Genomic DNA, 16,583 nt, shown 5'->3' with positions numbered 1-16,583 from the left:
CATTATATTGGCTTAAAAATATATAACTGTGCCCCAGGTAAAGTATTGTGAAGTATATAGATAATTGACGCAAAAAAGGTTTTATTGATAAATTGTAATGAAAAATGCTTTCGAAAAACCAGAGTCACTTAAAATAAAAAATAGATCCCTTTATTAGCGGGATCTGTAATTTCAGTCAAACACATTACTGTTCTTCATCTTTCTTTTTTTTCCAGATGAATAGCAACAACATGAATGCCACCAGAATTATTCCTGAAAAGACCATTGTCAAAGTATTTCCATCATCATCTTTGATAGTATCTCCTGACGAAGATGAAGTGACCTGATATGTATCTATATCCTCTGTATTTTCACTGTTTTCAACAAATGAACTTTCAGCATTTACAGGTTCTTCAGGAGACTCTTCTTCTGTTTCTTCAGAACTTGCCTGCTCCAGTAATTGCTTCCTCAGATAGTACGGCAATCCATCATCATCGTTTGATGTTGTCGAACTGGAGGAACTATAATCTGCCAGAACTGCAAATGGCGAGAAACCAGAAACATTGTAAACAACGAAATAAGAGTAAGTGCCATCATCTGATAGTTTTGTAGGAGTATATGTTTCCCACACACCTGTCTTCAGATGTTTCAAAGCAACTGAATTTATGACAAGACTGCCACCATTGAGTTTGTCCAATACCCTGAATTCAATGTTCCTGCTATAACTATCATTGTTCACAAGCGTCTCGTTGCTGAAACCTATGTCAATATACTGGTACACATCATCATGTGTGAATCCGGCACCTGATACATTTATACTGGTTTTGTTCACAACTTCTACTTTAAGTAAGATTCCAGAAGGATTTTCTGTAGTGTTGAATTCCACAAAAGTGATACTGCAATTCAATCCATTCTCATCAAGATCATCATCATAGGTTGTGTTTATCCTTACATAGGACTCATTTCCATAACTAGTTGTGTTCACAGACCCGTTTACTATAAAGGATATATCTTCTCCTTCATCAGTTGCAGATGACTCCGTAACAGTCCAGTCCCACGAATATGTGTCGTTTCTTCTGAGACTTGCATTGTTTACTACAACCGATATATTGTAGGAATCCATGAAGAAATCAGAGTCATTTATGTATTGACTGGCGTTAATCAGGCAATAAGAGCTATTACTGGTATTAACAATTGAAAAACCAGAACCACTTATCGGACTTCCATCTACAAGCCATTCAAAAGATGATAATAACGTGCTCTCAATTGTAAAATTGAGTTCTTCATCATACGTAGTCAATTGTTCCTGGTTCGCTGGAGTATATGTGAATTCCGGAGCATCCAGAATACCAAATGTCACGTTGACCTCAGAGGAGTTTAACAACGTATCGTTGGCATATACCTTGAATTTGGCTTCTGTGACATTATCAGATGGCATTGTGAATGACATACTGCTGGTGTTCACCATGCTTCCAATCTGTGTCCATGTACCATTGTAGAACCAGACATCATAGTAAATCTCATCACTCTCAGGATCTGTAGCATTTCCCCAGTTTACAGTTATTGTGTCGCCTCTTGCAACTGAATATCCATCCAATGGATTGGTGATATTGCCAGGTACGCCTGGTGCATCATTTACAGGTGTAATGTTAATTACTGCCGTATTTGAATCAACATCATAATTACTTTCTTTGAGAGTGATGCTATAGTTCTTTAATACCTCTGGATTATCATCTTCATTGCTGTATTCTATATTTTCAATTATAGATTCGACCATGGTGTCGTTTACAGCCATTGTATTACTAATCTCAAGAACAATTCCGTCTATGCAGAGATAAGAACCTATAGCTTGTCCACCACTGGCATCATAATTACCATTAAGGAAGGCAAACCGTACATTTGATCCTGCAACATTTGACGAAACATTTGCACTGGTTGTAATCCAGCCACCCGTATCTGAGCCTACATCGTGGAACAATTTCTGATATTCTTCATCATCGTCCCATACTCCGTCGTTGTTATCATCCCTGAATATAAAACCATACACATCGTACCAGTCTCCGGAGTCTGCTGCATACCAGTTTAGGGTTATACTATCGTTTTCAGCAGCCGTAAAGCCAGTACTTATGACCAGTGGACCATGAGCAGTTCCATAGCCACCATCCACATGTCCATCTATATCAAGTCTGAGCGCATAGCTTCCTTCATATATCGTGGACGACTGAACTGATGCTGTTTGAGGAACGTCATTAGCTCGATGATCATCATATAATGGGTCTGCATCTACATTCCCATCTGGAACATCGTCATCATCTGCTGGACTCTCAACCCATTCCTGAGCTGTTACACCAGTATATGAATCGTTAATAATCCAGTTTGAAAGGTCCCCGGTCTCAAAGTTCGAATTTGATAATGGTGCAACAGCATTAAAATCAATTCTTAAGATTCCGTTTGAACCATCATATGTATTGTCAATGGTACCTATACGATTACCATCCCAATAGAGAGCATTTCCACTTACATTCAGCGAACTATTGCTCACAACCCTTAAAGCATCGTAACTACTAGAATTATCAGTTATATTTACTATTAGATAACCATCGGTGAAGTTATCTGTTGTTGAAGATACGGTTACTTCAGTGTCAAGCTTTTTCCACCCTTCCTGTTCTACATAGGAAACGTTGGTTAAAGTAGAGCCCACCCACGGAGTGGTAGACACTAAAAGACAAGAACTTAGTATGATTCCTATAAATACTATACATAATGCCAATGATCTGATAGATAAATAATCAGTTACCAGTGACATTTTACTCGATGATTTTTTGTGGTTAATAATGGATAATATGCCATACATAGCAATCCCTCTTAAGTATAAATGAAATCCAGCCACTTATTCCAGAATATGAAGTTTTACACTACACATATCGTAGAATAATCGACACCTATTCTATTATAACTATAATAATATTTAAAGATGAATATAACCATGCTGGTTCTTACTGCATTTGAATATAAATGATGGATAAGAAGAAATTTAAATCAGATGAAACAAGATTTTAAAAATGTATCAAGGATTAATAAGTCAGCTTTGCTCTAACTACCAAAATACCAAAAAAGTTATTTCCCGAATTTTATCAATAAAATCCCGCACAACATCAAGGTCTAATTGACTATCAGACTTTGAACACTCGTCTTTGAGAGTCATATAAATCCTGATAGTTCGGAGAAACTGACTATCAACATCATTCACAGAACTTGAGTCATGAAGCATCTGAGCTACTTCAACAATTGATTCATCCGGACTGGTTTCCAGCCTATTCACTGCACAATATGTTTTGACATATCCCTCTAGGACATAAGAAGCGATATCATAAGCAGAACTTGCAAGTCCCTGTTCACATAGACTCTCAGCTTTTTCAAGATCTAATACTAAATTGTCTATAGTATGTGTTTTTTGTTGTAAATATCGGTTTGAAGCAACCATTGGCTTTATCGAATGAAGAAGACTTACCTGAGAATCAAAACAGGCAATGAATTCCTTTCTCAGATGATTTCGTTCATTGGACTTCCTGATGGTGTCTTCCAGATTTATGAGACTTACTATCCTGTCATATAATCCTGTGAAAGATTCGTATTTATCATTCCTTATATGGCCTGCATATTTCCGGATAAGCTGCTTGCTGTCTTCGTACCATAAGTTGTATTTTTCAAGGAGGGTGCTTTGAAGAAGCTCGTTTTTGGAGTTTATCACGCAAATCCGGTATTCGACGTTTTGCATGCCTGTTGAACCGTCGTCAATACGTTTCATCCTTCTCTGGTTTGTACCGTCCAGAAGATCCATATACATTTTTTCGAGCTTTTCAGCTTCTTCAATGCATGTTTGAATATCCGGACTTTCCATAATAAGAGAATGGAAAAAATCGTATATAAACAAGCGTAAAGAAAGATTACTGTGTAGCTTTGTTAGCGCGCATCAAATGCACAAAACATAAATAGACACAAACAAATCTTATTATTGGAGGTTTATAATATGCCAGATTTCGTATCGATAGATATGAAAAAACATAGCTATGAGAAAACCGAGAGGCACATAGCTTTGATTCAGGATGACATGGATCATTGTTGTACTCCATGTCGCTATGAATGTATTTCTTCGGCTATGCAACAGCTTTACGACAACCACCCTCCTGCCCGGATTCAGACTCTTCTCTTGCAGTTTAAGGAGAAGTGCGAAAACCGTCCCAATGAAACTTTTGTCAGCAAGCTCAAAGAGCTTCTTTTTGTGAACTAAGATATAGATATTTGAATGCTTTAGAAATGATTCCGGTAGAAGACTAATGTGGATGCTGCAGGTAGTTTAGCTTGTAGACTTGCAGCGTTACTTTGTTTGCTGTTTTTTGTTCGGTGTTTATTGCTATTTTGTGTAATACTTATTCCAGTTTTTTAGAGCAGAATCCAATTAGTATTGGAACAAATATTCCGAAAAAGTAGCCAGTGTAATGGCCGACTGAATTTACGTAGGCTCCGTTATGCATGACTTCCTGTGGCACCAGATCAGGAAGTATGAACAGGAAATTTATGGCAGCTAGAAATACCATTAGAAGATAGGTTTTCTGGAGATGAGGAATTCTTTCCAGCCATTTCCTGATATCAAAGCGTGTCTGAATAACTTCGATTATGACATCTTTTTGCATGAAAACGAGTATCAGGGCGAATGTTATTATGAGTGAGTACTGGAATGTTTGAGCGGAGATATTAGTAAGAACTAATATGAGGTTCATTACGATTATCAGGAACAGGAATGTGAGATTCATGTGCTTGCAACAGAATTTATGCAGGAATTTGTAGATGGCGTATGTCAGGTAGCCAAACATGGAGCTGACGAGTCCTGAAAATCCCTGATACGTTGTCTGAAGGCCTATCATCTCAATGGATACTGCCGATATTATCCAGGGTAAAAGCAGGAACATGAACATGGAATAAAAGCGGAAACTGCTCTTGTTGGTCTCAAAATTAAATATCAGAAAACATGCAGCCAGGTAAGAGATTAGATTTCCTGTAAAGTGTGACAGGTTGCTGTGCGTATAGTTTGAAAGGAAGAACGAGTAAACCGTTATCTCAGAAGGATTCAATATGAAATACGTTTCTTTTATCCCAACCGGAAGCTCAAATATGACTAAAAGCAGCCCCGGCACCACCATAAAGAAAAACACCCAGTCCCATATTTTCCAGTTTGCAGCAAACAAATGTGTGGAAATTAAAGGCTCAACACGGGATTTCAGTGACTCGAACATTGTAAATTCTATTGTGAGTTAAAAGTAGATAGGTTTTTGGGAGCGGGGAAATAAGTCGATCACTGATTAATAGTGATGCATTGTCTGTAGCTCTAGAAGTGTTGTTGATAGACAGGGATAACAAATTATGTTAATTGTTGAAGTATATTGTTAAACTCCTTTGAACGATAAAATAGAATCTTTTTCTTGTCAACTTTGTTTCTTTCCAACAAACCTAGCTCCTCTAAGCCCATTATATCAGTTCTGGCAGTCTGATAAACAATAGACAACCTGTTTTCTATCTCTTTTATGGTAAAAGTCATTTTAGGATCATCAAGTAACCACTTTAAAATGTAAGATTGTCTTTCATTGATTCCTGGTATCTTCTTAAAATCGTACAGTTGTTTCTTTTCTTCGATTTTCTTTGAGATATACCCTTTTAAACTTTTGAATGCCTGGTCCATGGTTTTCAATTGATAATTTATGAAGTAAGTTACGTCATTCTCATCAAGTTCTGTATATAGATAAGCCTGAGAATATTGTCCAGGAGAATCTTTGATCATCCTTGAGATTGACATATATTCTATTAACCAATAGTTCTTTGAAAGTAAGTACCAGTAGAATAACGCCCTTGCTGTTCTTCCGTTACCGTCAACAAAAGGATGGATATATCCTATTAGGAAATGCAATATGCTTGCTTTGATTATGGGATGAATGAAATCATCGTCAGATTCTTTGTTGACAAAATCACATATATCCTGCATAACCTGTGAAATATGAATATGTTCCAATGGAGTGTGTACAATTTCACCTGTCATGTTGTCAATTACATAAATGTTATCTGATTTGCGAAATACACCTACATTATCAGGATCATCCAGAGTGTTTTCAGTCATACAACTATGAATATCCAGTATAGATTCAATGGTCAGTTTTTCGTGTTTCATTGATGATAATTTCTTAATTGTTTTGTAGTTGTTGAAAATCATCTGCTCTGATTTGTCTTTTGGATTTCTTTCCTGCATCAGCATTTTTTTTGCTTCCTGCCGTGTGGTGCTTGCACCTTCCAGTTGACTTGATGCTATTGCTTCTTCCATTATCGAATTCATCAAATACTGCTGTTGATGGTCTTTTCCAATAATATTCTGGCTTTCAAGGGTGCCACCTAAATTCAAATCAAAATTATGCAGTTTTTCCTGAATGTCAGGAGTTAAATAGTAACTAAGTTGAAATCCGGGAACATCACTTATTTTGAGTTGCTCCGAACCCAGATCCCTGCTCAATTTGAGCAATAACCATAGTTGTTCGTGTGTGACAAAATCAGGAATAGGTTTGTGTTTAAATTCAGACCAGTATAGATATCGATTGTTGTATTTTTTTGTAGCTGCGCTTACGTCAGCATTATTAAGATAAGGCAGAATGGTATGTACAGATGAATCATCATATTTAGGAGGAGCTTCAGGAATCCTCATTGTAACCCTCGAGATAGTAATTACTAATTTAGTACAAATTAGTAATTAATAGTAATTAAATCTAATTACTAATTTTAACAAAATTAGTAATTAATAGTTTTCAAATAAGTTAGTGGAGATATTTGTAAGAATAAATAAAAGATTCATTGAGAAAAGAAAAACAACCAGTCCCATACTTTCCAGTTTCCTGCAAACAGATGTGTTGAAATTAAAGGCTCAACACGACTTTTTATAGATTCGTACATTCCAAAGTATATTTTAATTTGAAGATAGATATTCTTTTGTGGAACTAGAAGGATTATTTAAAGAAAATATACTCTACCCATTACAATTTAATATTTTAGAATCTTGCTCAAAAAACAAGACATACAAATATGAGCTCTAAAAGAATTCCAGTTAGCAACAAAATGTAACTGCAAAGAGACCATCGTCTATAAGATGGCAAATGTTCTTCATTATACTCTTTTAAATTAAGCAAAGTACCAATTATACAGTTTTCATCTAATTCAGAATCAAAAAGGCACATGTATACTTTTTCTGTACTAATCACAGGGATTGAACGAAAAGCAACCATATACATTACAGCCAAAGATAAAATAATAGATATTAAAAATATTGAAATTGTAATTACAATTAAAGCACTGTAATAAATATTGGCTAAAAAAGAAGAATCAATAGAAATGACGGTGAAAGTTACTCCTACAAAAAAAGTACCAATGAGTAAGCTATTATTTGCTTTATTACCTATTTCCTTTATTCCTTCATTCTGCAAGTTCAAAACATACTTTAAAGATTCGAATGAAAGTTGATTACAAATCTGTTTGTTGCTTTCGTCTTCTGTCATTTTGCTAGAATTCATTAATTAATACAAGGTCTGTTTAAATTAATAAACATCACTCCTAAATTCCCCATGAGATTATTAAAAATAACAACAGAGGACATATCTTAGAAAATATGTGTTTTAATAGTACAAAGATATTAGAAAAAGTAAAAACTCAAACCGTCACAAAACAATAAGAAAAAAGCGTCCCGACCGAGACTTGAACTCGGGTCTAAGGCTCCGCAGGCCTCAAGGATATCCGCTACCCTACCGGGACATTGGGGTTCATGCACTAATGTCTTTCTGGCATATAAAGATTATTGATAATAGGAAGGACATGTAAGCTTAAAAATGTACGTGTGCAATCAATAAAAGTTAAATGCTGCAAGAATGATTACTAATCATGTCGATGACAATAGGACTTGCAGGAAAGCCAAACGCAGGCAAATCCACATTCTTCAAGGCTGCAACACTTGCAGACGTTGAAATTGCAAATTATCCATTCACAACTATCCATGCTAACAAAGGAGTCACATACGTAAAAGCAGAATGCCCTTGTGTCAGCCGTGACAAGCGCTGTGGCAACTGCAGCGACGGCATACGTTACGTACCAATAGAACTCATAGACGTAGCAGGACTTGTCCCTGACGCACACCAGGGACGTGGACTTGGTAACACCTTCCTTGACGATCTCCGTCAGGCACAGGCCATCATTCACGTAATAGACGCCTCCGGTGCAACAGATATTGAAGGCAATCCGGGAGATGTCGGAGACCACGACCCGCTCGGAGACATCGATTTTCTCAACCACGAGCTCACAATGTGGATCCACAGCATCATCATGAGGAACTGGACAAAACTGTCACGCAAGATACAGGCAGAAGGACTTAACATCGAGCACATACTTGCCGAACAGCTCATGGGAGCAGGAGTTAACGAGCAGCACATCAGTGAAGCGCTTAACCAATGCAAACTGGACAGGAACCACCTCACCAAGTGGTCTGAAGAAGACATAGTTCATTTCTGTGACGTCATCCGTTCCCTGAGCAAACCAATGATAATCGCTGCAAACAAAATGGACGTAGCACCACCTGAGAATATCACAAATCTACAGGCACTTGAGCAGATAGTAGTGCCGACAAGCGCAGCCGCAGAGCTTGCACTTCGTTCCGCATCCAAAGGCCAGGCAATCAAATACGAGCCAGGGGACAAAGACTTTACCATCGTCTCAGAAGAACTTAGCCCTGCGCAGAAAAAAGGACTTGAGAACGTACGCATGCTCATACAGAAAACAGAAGGTACAGGCGTGCAGAGGTGCATTAACAGCGCAGTATTCGACCTTCTTGACCTTATCATCGTCTATCCCGTAGAGGATGAAGGCAAGTGGACCGACAAGAACGGGCGCATGCTGCCTGATGCATTCCTCATGAAAAAAGGGTCAAATGCACATGACCTTGCATACAGGGTTCACTCAGATATCGGAGACCGTTTCCTCTACGCAGTTGATGCAAAAACAAAGATGCGTCTTGGTGAAAAGCACGAACTCAATGATGGCGATGTTGTCAAGATAGTCTCCACTGCGAAATAAGTCCAAACCACATTTGAAATAATATTAAGAACAATACAGGCTTCAGACCCACAATGAGCTTTGTAACATCTCTCTACGAAAAACACCTGATGCAGCAGATCAGCAAGTATCCCATACCGGAGCATGTGTCTCTGGTAATCTCCGAGACTGATCTGCTCTATGCTGATGGTTTCAGGAAACTCAAGGATTATGTCACCTGGTGCAGACAGACAGGCATCAAAATGACAAGTGTCTACATTGAAGTTCTTGACACAGAAGAGACACTCAAGTCCCAGATGATAGAGAAACTCACATCAAAGCTCACTGAATATCTCACAAAAGCACCCGGAACTATCGGATACCAGATATTCGGAGAGAACGGAGAACTTCAATCAGAAAGAAAAGGAAAAGATTTTCAAATCTACATATCAGTTGGATTTGGAGGTCGCAAAGAAGTTACAAAAGCTGTAAGGGATATACTCGAAAAAGTAAAGGAAGGAAAGATTAAAGCATCCGAGATTAGTGAAAAGGACATTGAATCCCGACTTACAGTCAAACACGAACCAGACCTTTTCATTCGTTCAGGCGGAAAACACCTTTCTGATTTTCTTATCTGGCAATCCATTTATTCTGAATATTATTTTACCGATGTGGACTGGCGTAGTATCAGGAAACTTGATATCATCAGAATAATCAGGGATTTCCAGAAGCGTCAGAGACGTTTTGGGAAATAGATAAAAAAACAAACAAAAAACAAACTAATCAGATATCTCTGCACATTACAATGGCATTATCATCAACATAGTAGCCGTCTATCCTGCCCTCAACCTTAAAACCGTTCTCAGAGTAAAACAACTGTGCATCGATGTTTTTCTCCCTGACCTCAAGTGTCATCCTTTCAAAACCATAGAGCTTTGCAAGGTCAATGCACCAATTAAGCAGTTTGGAGGCAATTCCCTGTCTTCGGCAGTCCTTATGGACGGCTATACTCTGAAGATGTGACCGGGTTCTGTCCTCTGAAGTTCCAATTATTACATAACCAAGTATCTGCTCCTTTTCATATACCAGAAAACCAGGATTGCTAAGATGTGCCTTGAAAAGAAAATCGGGCCACGGAACCTCAAAAGAACAATCCTCTATCTCAACAATACGCGGAATATCGGATAACTCTGCCCTTCTAATGACAACATCTTTCACTGTATGCACACCTGGATGTAAGGATTAGTTTTCCTTTCTGTGAGCGCTACTATTTATAGAATACATACTAAAAAGTTGCCGATGACTTACGGAGTAATCATCTGCACTAAATGCAGGGAGCATGCACAGATAATAGAAGTTGGCAGCAGCAAGACAACACGCTGCCAGAGATGCAATGCCAGTCTGAACACCAGAAAACTGCGTGTTTTTTTCACATCAGATGAACTTGAAGAGACTATCTCAGTCAGAACACAGATACAGGCACAGCTATCCGGAACCGGGACTCTGGGAAAATCCCTGGATGCTTTAGCAGAAGAATATTTCCGCAAACACCAGACATTTGGAAATGAAATTGATGAAAAAGCTGCCTGCCTTATAGATAACAGGAAAACACCAAAAAAGAAAAAAGCAGATGAACTGATAATCAACATACTTGTGGAAAATAACAATCAGATGAATCTGAATGATCTGAAAGAGAAAGCCCTGAAAATGGATGTTAGTGAAGAGCAGTTTAATGATATTATCAAAAAACTGCTGATGGCAGGGGAACTTTATTCACCATCAAAAGATATTATAAGAATAGTATGACCTGTTTTTGAAATTCAAAATTAACCATTTTAATTATCATTTTGAAAAACCAAAATAATTATGATTATAATTTATTCAAATATATTCCGGGAGATAATACAAAAAATATATCTAAAAAGATGTATAATATAGAATGTCTCAACGATTACCAAATACTGAAATTTCTTTAAAAATTACTTCATAAGGTATTATTATGTCCGATACAACCCTTGATATTGTAGAACTGCTTCTGACAGCGCAAATATACAATAAGTATTCACAGATGGATGCCAGTGATCTGCCCAAGGAGATACGCAAGTTTTACTGGAGCAGAGATCATAAAACAGTTCCAAAACCCATCAGGGTAACAGTCAAAGATATCGAAAAGATGTTCGGTGAAGATAGCATTGACAGCAAATTGAAATCACTTCCTTTTGTCAATATTGATGACAAGGAATTCTCCGCAAGGATAACAGCACTTGACATCGGCGCTGAATGGTTCCAGAAAAAGGATGAAGAAAGGGAGAGAATTTCACACAACCCTGCAATTGCATTCTACTACGAGGAAAAGAAGACTGAAGGAGCAGATTACGATACCGCCAAATCAAAGGTCAGGCCAAAAGAGGTTGACAGGGAATGGATTGAATCCCTGATAGCCGAAATCGAAAAGGAAGAAGGCGGCTCCGACATGCTCAAACTGGCACAAATAAGTGCGCCAGAAGATATCCAGCAGACAATGAAGGATTTTGTTCTCACCCACGAGCAGGAAGAGGAAACTAAGAAAATTGTTAAGGCTATCCAGTATCGTGATTACCTGAAACATATCGGACTTTATGATGTAGGTAAAATCCTAATGGTTGGTCCACCGGGAACCGGAAAGACATCACTTGCCAAAGCAATGTCAGAACACCTTGCTATTCCCTTTGTTGAAGTCAGGCTTTCAATGATAACCGACCAGTACCTTGGAGAAACTGCAAAGAACATCGACAGGGTATTTAACCTCGCAAAGAGATTGAGTCCATGTATTCTATTTATTGATGAATTTGACTTCGTTGCAAAGACACGTTCTTCCGATGAGCATGCAGCACTCAAAAGAGCTGTAAACACACTTCTCAAGGCCATTGATAACATCAGCCTTACAACAGACGGAGTACTTCTCCTTGCAGCAACCAACCACCCGAAGATGCTTGACTCTGCAGCATGGCGCCGTTTTGATGAAATTATGAAGTTCCCGCTGCCTGATGTGGACATGCGCAAGAGAATCCTTGACATTGTCACAAAGGAAATCAAAGGTGACTTTGATACCGCTGAAATTGCAGCACTCACACACGGATACAGCGGTTCAGATCTGAGAATGGTTATCCGTGAAGGAGTTCTCAGTGCACTTGTGACCGAGAGGATGGAACTCACACAAAAGGACATGCTCAACGCTGTTGCTGCATTTGATGAAAGAGCGGTCATCAAAACAAACGAATACGAAGAATATAATTCATGAAAATAACACTTCTGGGAACCGGTGATGCTACCGGGACCCCGGTTATTGGCTGCAATTGTCCTACATGTCAGGATGCACTGAAAGGTGGCAAAAGCCAGAGAACCAGGTTTGCAGTCCTTGTGGAATCTTCTGAGGGAACCGTACTTATTGACAGCGGACCTGATCTCAGGTACCAGTTACTCAAAGCAGGAACAAGACACATAGACGGAGTAATCTGGACACACGGCCACTACGACCATTTTGCAGGTTTTGCCGAGTTTCACAGGGTGCAGTATAATGTCGATGTCTACGGACTGCCTGAAACACTGGAATACATTTTAGGTTATCTTCAATTCCTTCATCCAAAAAAGCATGAGAAGGAAATGTACGAACCTTTCAATCTGATAGGACTTGAATTCACACTTTTTGAAGTGATACATCCCCCGGTAAAGAAATCCATTGGAGTGATGATCCGGCAAGGAGACACGAAGGTTGTCATTACAGGGGACACACAGAGAGAGATCCCTCAAAGAAGTATCGATCTTATTATGGAACCTGATCTTCTTATTGCAGATGCAATTGTGCCTCCGACGGTCGAAGTTAAAAAGCACATGAACACAGTAGAAGCTTTTGACCTTGCAAACGAGATCAAGGCAAAGGATGTAGTATTCACTCACCTGAGCCACTTTTTTGCACCACACGAAGAAGCTGTCAAGGAGTATCCACTCGGATATGATGGGATGGTCTTTGACTTTGCTGAAAAATAACCATTAAGGTTTTGAAAAAAACTGAACTGAGAATAAAACTTCAGGTTTCCTCAATTCTTATCATTACCTTTCTTTTTTGGATTTGACAACTGGCTTTCAAATTCGTTGCGTATTTTTTCCAGCTTTTTCCTTTCATTCCTGAATCTCAAAAATACTGACAAAGCAACAAGCCCCAGTACTCCGGCAGCTATTGTCAGATCCCTTGGAGCATCTTCGGTATAGTATTTTACACTAATGAGTTCTGGAATCGGCTCAATGGATTCATCCCCTGATGAATAACTCCCCAGCATACTCAGGAAGCCGGTTGTTGTAACTTCATTTGTCCAGACCAGATTTTCCCTTCCATCTGAATCATAGTAAACCTGATTTGGTTTAGGTTTTACTTTTCCAATCAGGGAATTGCCGGTTGTGTAACCTTCGGGAAGAACATAACGGACAACTGACGGAGGTGTTGTTACATAGATAAAATCCTGGCCAAGCGCTGTAGTCATTGTGTAAGCTACAAATCCGGTAACCGGTTCTTCAAAATTAATGAACACATATTTCTGCCCCCGGATTACATCGTCTGATATTGTATAATTAACATCAGCAGCTGAACTCATGGAAGCGAAATACTCAAAGTTTTCCGGTGTAGCATTGGTGTTATTGGAAACGTCCCCAAGTACAACTATATTACTTACGGTTTCACTGTTCTGGTTACTGAGGTCTTCCAGTGGAATTATCTGTATGACAGATTCATTTTCAAGTATTGAAACAACCTTTGCAGAGCCGTTCTTTGAAAGATAAAATGAATGAGTTGGAATAAAAGTGCCGTTATCATAACTGTTGTTGAGGAAAAGTTCAAACTCATAAGCAGATATTTCCGCAGTAGTATCATCTACAGGCACAAGGTCATCCACACAGCCTGATGTGAAAAGCATGATACTTAAAAGGAACAATGCCAGGAAAAAATATTTTTTCATTGCTACACCAATTGATGATTTATTTTATGAAACTATCGCTACATATATTGATAGCTTTATCTTTTATATGCTGTTGCATGGAGCTTTCATTAACTTTGTCCAATTAACGATTCAATCTGAAAATTTAACCTGGTGATACAATCAGACTATCAGTCTTCTTCTCATGAGATTTATTGAAAGTACCAGCAGAGCCATACCCACAAACAAAACCCATGCAACATCAAATATCAGGGATGAACTCAGCATTCCATATGAAAGAGTCCTTATGACATTCACAATATGAGTTAGCGGAAGGAAGGCTGTTGCAAAATACTGAAGCGGAACGGGAAGTGCACTGAGCGGGAAGAAAGTTCCACTGAAAAGAAACATAGGTGTGATGAATAACAGCACCGGATAGTTGATAGACATGATATTTGGCGTAATGGCTGTAAAACACATACCTATTGCTGCAAAAAGTAAACCTCCGAAAAACGCAAAGGGAATTATCAGCAAAGAGTACTTCAGGTCTATTAAACCAAACGCAGCAATCACAGGAATCATTACTGTGGCATTTATCATGCTTCTGGTAGCTCCCCAGAGCAGCTCCCCTGCAATCACATCCTCTATTGTAAGCGGGGTTGCAATTATGGCATCGAATGTTTTCTGATAGTACATCCTGACGTAAGAACTGTAACTGCACTCGAAAAAGGAGGCGTACATTACTGAAACTGCAATAAGTGCAGGGGCAATGAACTGTGCATAAGGAACTCCGTCAATGCTCTCCACGAATTTCCCGAGTCCAAAACCAAGAGCAAACAGATACAATATAGGTTCTAGGAACGGAGGCAGGAAGTTCAGTTTGATGTCCTTCATGAAAACGTCCTTGTTCCTCTGCCAGACCTTAAGTGACCTTGAACTCACAGAAGGAATCCTGAAATAATCTACCGGGTTCATTCTCTCAGACTCCTGCCGGTAAGTTTGAGGAATACATCTTCAAGTGTTGCCGGCCTTGCACTTATTTTTGAGAGAGAACATTCCATGACCAGATACTCCGAAATCTCCCTTGCATTATCTGCATAGATGTGAACAATATCACCAATTACCTCATATTTTGCTTCCTTTTGTTGCAGACATTCCAGTATTTCAGGATTGTTCTCAGCTTCGATAATATCTGAACCTATAAACTCCTCAATAACTCCAGTCGGACTGCCTTCCACCAGTATTTTTCCATTATCCATTACCACAAGCCTGTCACAGAGTTTTTCGACCTCATCAAGATAATGTGATGTAAGAACGATGGTGACTCCCTGTTTTTTAAGACTTCTAAGTTTTTCCCATATCAAATGACGTGCCTGTGGGTCAAGACCAACTGTAGGTTCATCAAGAATCAGGACATCAGGACATCAGGACGGTTTATCAGCGCTCTTGCAAGTACAAGCCTGCGTTTCATTCCGCCTGACAGGCTTTCTGTCATTACATCACGTTTTTCCTGAAGATGAACAAAATCAAGAAGTTCCTCAACTCGCTTTTCAGCTTCATCTTTTGGAATATCAAAATATCTGGAATAGACAAGCAAATTCTCATAGACTGTGAAATCCTCGTCGAGATTGTTTTCCTGAGGAACAACTCCCATTACTGATTTTATTTCACGCTGCTGGCTGGAAACATCCATGTTCAGAACTTCAAGTGTGCCTCCGGTCACTGGAGATACACACTGTATCATTCGCATTGTGGTTGTTTTCCCTGCTCCGTTGGGGCCGAGGAATCCAAACATTTCGCCTTCTTCAATGCTAAAACTAATGCCGTCAACAGCTACAAAGTCCCTGAAAGACTTTTTGAGTTCCCTGGCTACAATTATCGGAGCTATCTAAACCACCTTTATGGAAGTTGGCGAGGTTCTGTATTAATAATTTCGACTGGAGAAGTTAAGGATTGTTTGGGTTTTGTAGGTTGTGTGCAAACAGTATTTAACGATAAAAAACATAATACATGTAGAATAACAAAAGAAATCGGAGGATTACAATGACCGAACTGAAAAACCTGATAGCAACAGCAAAAGAAAAGGGTTCTTTTCCAACTCTCATGAAAGCAGCAGAGAAACTCAAGCTCGTCAGCAAATACAGCAATGAGGGGCCTTTCACCATCTTTGCACCAGTTGAATCAGCTTTTGAACCAATCCCCGATGATGTCATTGACGAATCTTTTGATGACCACGGTTACCTTCTGGGAATTATCAACTACCACATCGTTGAAGGAAAATACACCACAAAAGACCTTGAAGGGCTTACTGAGCTTGAAACAATCAGTGGAAACAAGCTGAAGATTACAAATAATAACGGAATTAAAGTAGATGTTGCAAATATCATAGAAGCTGATATTGAATGCAGCAATGGAATTATTCATGCAATTGATGAGATTCTGATTCCGTAATCCCAGAGAACGATAATTCAAAAATAGTAATTTCTGCTGTAAATATTGGTAAAATTTAGATGGAATCTTTTATTTAAAAAATAGAAAATGAAGGTT

At 38.8% G+C, this 16,583-nt stretch carries 17 protein-coding genes and 1 tRNA gene; 7 read left to right on the top strand and 11 right to left on the bottom strand.

The annotated features are described in order from the left end of the window. Nucleotides 1–184: 184 nt before the first annotated feature. Nucleotides 185–2,680, bottom strand: coding sequence for a PGF-pre-PGF domain-containing protein (locus V7O61_RS00795; RefSeq protein WP_407347427.1), 2,496 nt, complete (start codon nucleotides 2,678–2,680; stop codon nucleotides 185–187). Between the two features lie 396 nt (nucleotides 2,681–3,076). Then, nucleotides 3,077–3,880: a hypothetical protein gene (locus tag V7O61_RS00790; RefSeq protein WP_407283038.1), complete on the bottom strand. Its 804-nt coding sequence runs from the start codon at nucleotides 3,878–3,880 to the stop codon at nucleotides 3,077–3,079. 129 nt (nucleotides 3,881–4,009) lie between these two features. Between V7O61_RS00790 and V7O61_RS00785 the strand changes: the two genes are divergently transcribed. Then, nucleotides 4,010–4,270 (top strand): hypothetical protein, encoded by a 261-nt coding sequence (locus tag V7O61_RS00785; protein WP_288069088.1) that lies wholly within the window; start codon nucleotides 4,010–4,012, stop codon nucleotides 4,268–4,270. A 139-nt stretch (nucleotides 4,271–4,409) separates the two neighbouring features. On the opposite strand, the gene V7O61_RS00780 is transcribed toward V7O61_RS00785, so the two are convergent. The 4 genes from V7O61_RS00780 to V7O61_RS00765 form a co-directional block, all read right to left on the bottom strand. Continuing rightward, a complete protein-coding gene (locus V7O61_RS00780) occupies nucleotides 4,410–5,273 on the bottom strand; it encodes a hypothetical protein (RefSeq protein ID WP_288069090.1) in 864 nt (287 codons plus the stop codon). Between the two features lie 125 nt (nucleotides 5,274–5,398). Then, nucleotides 5,399–6,724: a Fic family protein gene (locus V7O61_RS00775; RefSeq protein ID WP_407283039.1), complete on the bottom strand. Its 1,326-nt coding sequence runs from the start codon at nucleotides 6,722–6,724 to the stop codon at nucleotides 5,399–5,401. A 352-nt stretch (nucleotides 6,725–7,076) separates the two neighbouring features. Next, nucleotides 7,077–7,568, bottom strand: a complete 492-nt coding sequence (locus V7O61_RS00770) for a hypothetical protein (protein ID WP_288069094.1) — start codon at nucleotides 7,566–7,568, stop codon at nucleotides 7,077–7,079. A 181-nt stretch (nucleotides 7,569–7,749) separates the two neighbouring features. Beyond that, a tRNA-Arg gene (locus V7O61_RS00765) sits at nucleotides 7,750–7,821 on the bottom strand. 126 nt (nucleotides 7,822–7,947) lie between these two features. On the opposite strand from V7O61_RS00765, the gene V7O61_RS00760 reads away from it, so the two are divergent. Together V7O61_RS00760 and V7O61_RS00755 are read left to right on the top strand one after the other, a co-directional pair. Further along, nucleotides 7,948–9,132 carry a redox-regulated ATPase YchF gene (locus V7O61_RS00760; RefSeq protein ID WP_048135228.1) on the top strand — a complete coding sequence of 395 codons (1,185 nt, stop codon included), beginning with the start codon at nucleotides 7,948–7,950 and terminating at the stop codon, nucleotides 9,130–9,132. Between the two features lie 53 nt (nucleotides 9,133–9,185). Then, entirely contained in the window at nucleotides 9,186–9,845 is a 660-nt protein-coding gene (locus V7O61_RS00755) for an undecaprenyl diphosphate synthase family protein (RefSeq protein ID WP_407283040.1), read from the top strand. Nucleotides 9,846–9,873: 28 nt separating this feature from the next. Here V7O61_RS00755 and rimI read toward each other — a convergent pair whose 3' ends face one another. Next, nucleotides 9,874–10,308, bottom strand: a complete 435-nt coding sequence (gene rimI / locus V7O61_RS00750) for a ribosomal protein S18-alanine N-acetyltransferase (RefSeq protein ID WP_023844991.1) — start codon at nucleotides 10,306–10,308, stop codon at nucleotides 9,874–9,876. An 81-nt stretch (nucleotides 10,309–10,389) separates the two neighbouring features. Here rimI and V7O61_RS00745 point away from each other — a divergent pair, with 81 nt between their 5' ends. The 3 genes from V7O61_RS00745 to V7O61_RS00735 all read left to right on the top strand — a co-directional run bounded on the left by V7O61_RS00745 (nucleotide 10,390) and on the right by V7O61_RS00735 (nucleotide 13,116). Next, the gene (locus tag V7O61_RS00745) at nucleotides 10,390–10,896 is read left to right on the top strand and encodes a DUF5817 domain-containing protein (RefSeq protein ID WP_407283041.1); all 507 of its coding nucleotides are present in this window, start codon (nucleotides 10,390–10,392) and stop codon (nucleotides 10,894–10,896) included. 193 nt (nucleotides 10,897–11,089) lie between these two features. Next, nucleotides 11,090–12,370: an ATP-binding protein gene (locus V7O61_RS00740; protein WP_288069101.1), complete on the top strand. Its 1,281-nt coding sequence runs from the start codon at nucleotides 11,090–11,092 to the stop codon at nucleotides 12,368–12,370. Beyond that, on the top strand, nucleotides 12,367–13,116 hold the full coding sequence (locus tag V7O61_RS00735; RefSeq protein ID WP_407283042.1) for an MBL fold metallo-hydrolase: 750 nt from the start codon (nucleotides 12,367–12,369) through the stop codon (nucleotides 13,114–13,116). The genes V7O61_RS00740 and V7O61_RS00735 overlap by 4 nt, the downstream gene beginning before the upstream one ends. Before the next feature lie 50 nt (nucleotides 13,117–13,166). On the opposite strand, the gene V7O61_RS00730 is transcribed toward V7O61_RS00735, so the two are convergent. The 4 genes from V7O61_RS00730 to V7O61_RS00715 all read right to left on the bottom strand — a co-directional run bounded on the left by V7O61_RS00730 (nucleotide 13,167) and on the right by V7O61_RS00715 (nucleotide 15,831). Beyond that, nucleotides 13,167–14,078, bottom strand: a complete 912-nt coding sequence (locus V7O61_RS00730; RefSeq protein ID WP_407283043.1) for a DUF5803 family protein — start codon at nucleotides 14,076–14,078, stop codon at nucleotides 13,167–13,169. Nucleotides 14,079–14,219: 141 nt separating this feature from the next. Continuing rightward, complete coding sequence (locus tag V7O61_RS00725) at nucleotides 14,220–15,011, bottom strand: ABC transporter permease (protein WP_023844996.1); 792 nt, start codon at nucleotides 15,009–15,011, stop codon at nucleotides 14,220–14,222. Next, nucleotides 15,008–15,400: a hypothetical protein gene (locus tag V7O61_RS00720; RefSeq protein WP_407283044.1), complete on the bottom strand. Its 393-nt coding sequence runs from the start codon at nucleotides 15,398–15,400 to the stop codon at nucleotides 15,008–15,010. The genes V7O61_RS00725 and V7O61_RS00720 overlap by 4 nt, the downstream gene beginning before the upstream one ends. Before the next feature lie 44 nt (nucleotides 15,401–15,444). Beyond that, nucleotides 15,445–15,831, bottom strand: a complete 387-nt coding sequence (locus V7O61_RS00715) for an ATP-binding cassette domain-containing protein (RefSeq protein WP_407283045.1) — start codon at nucleotides 15,829–15,831, stop codon at nucleotides 15,445–15,447. 248 nt (nucleotides 15,832–16,079) lie between these two features. On the opposite strand from V7O61_RS00715, the gene V7O61_RS00710 reads away from it, so the two are divergent. Then, complete coding sequence (locus V7O61_RS00710) at nucleotides 16,080–16,487, top strand: fasciclin domain-containing protein (RefSeq protein ID WP_023844998.1); 408 nt, start codon at nucleotides 16,080–16,082, stop codon at nucleotides 16,485–16,487. Nucleotides 16,488–16,583 lie beyond the last annotated feature (96 nt).

It is taken from the genome of Methanolobus sp. WCC1, from assembly GCF_045690315.1.
In the GTDB taxonomy this organism is placed as follows: domain Archaea; phylum Halobacteriota; class Methanosarcinia; order Methanosarcinales; family Methanosarcinaceae; genus Methanolobus; species Methanolobus tindarius.
Note: the sequence above shows the minus strand (reverse complement) of the source record. Positions and strands in the feature narration are given on the sequence as shown.

What these genes read in the sequence shown, in the direction of transcription:
- V7O61_RS00790 (WP_407283038.1), bottom strand. Translation starts at nt 3,880, where the DNA reads ATGGAAAGTCCGGATATTCAAACATGCATTGAAGAAGCTGAAAAGCTC.
- V7O61_RS00785 (WP_288069088.1), top strand. Translation starts at nt 4,010, where the DNA reads ATGCCAGATTTCGTATCGATAGATATGAAAAAACATAGCTATGAGAAA.
- V7O61_RS00780 (WP_288069090.1), bottom strand. Translation starts at nt 5,273, where the DNA reads ATGTTCGAGTCACTGAAATCCCGTGTTGAGCCTTTAATTTCCACACAT.
- V7O61_RS00775 (WP_407283039.1), bottom strand. Translation starts at nt 6,724, where the DNA reads ATGAGGATTCCTGAAGCTCCTCCTAAATATGATGATTCATCTGTACAT.
- V7O61_RS00770 (WP_288069094.1), bottom strand. Translation starts at nt 7,568, where the DNA reads ATGACAGAAGACGAAAGCAACAAACAGATTTGTAATCAACTTTCATTC.
- V7O61_RS00760 (WP_048135228.1), top strand. Translation starts at nt 7,948, where the DNA reads ATGTCGATGACAATAGGACTTGCAGGAAAGCCAAACGCAGGCAAATCC.
- V7O61_RS00755 (WP_407283040.1), top strand. Translation starts at nt 9,186, where the DNA reads ATGAGCTTTGTAACATCTCTCTACGAAAAACACCTGATGCAGCAGATC.
- V7O61_RS00745 (WP_407283041.1), top strand. Translation starts at nt 10,390, where the DNA reads ATGACTTACGGAGTAATCATCTGCACTAAATGCAGGGAGCATGCACAG.
- V7O61_RS00740 (WP_288069101.1), top strand. Translation starts at nt 11,090, where the DNA reads ATGTCCGATACAACCCTTGATATTGTAGAACTGCTTCTGACAGCGCAA.
- V7O61_RS00735 (WP_407283042.1), top strand. Translation starts at nt 12,367, where the DNA reads ATGAAAATAACACTTCTGGGAACCGGTGATGCTACCGGGACCCCGGTT.
- V7O61_RS00730 (WP_407283043.1), bottom strand. Translation starts at nt 14,078, where the DNA reads ATGAAAAAATATTTTTTCCTGGCATTGTTCCTTTTAAGTATCATGCTT.
- V7O61_RS00725 (WP_023844996.1), bottom strand. Translation starts at nt 15,011, where the DNA reads ATGAACCCGGTAGATTATTTCAGGATTCCTTCTGTGAGTTCAAGGTCA.
- V7O61_RS00715 (WP_407283045.1), bottom strand. Translation starts at nt 15,831, where the DNA reads ATGTTTGGATTCCTCGGCCCCAACGGAGCAGGGAAAACAACCACAATG.
- V7O61_RS00710 (WP_023844998.1), top strand. Translation starts at nt 16,080, where the DNA reads ATGACCGAACTGAAAAACCTGATAGCAACAGCAAAAGAAAAGGGTTCT.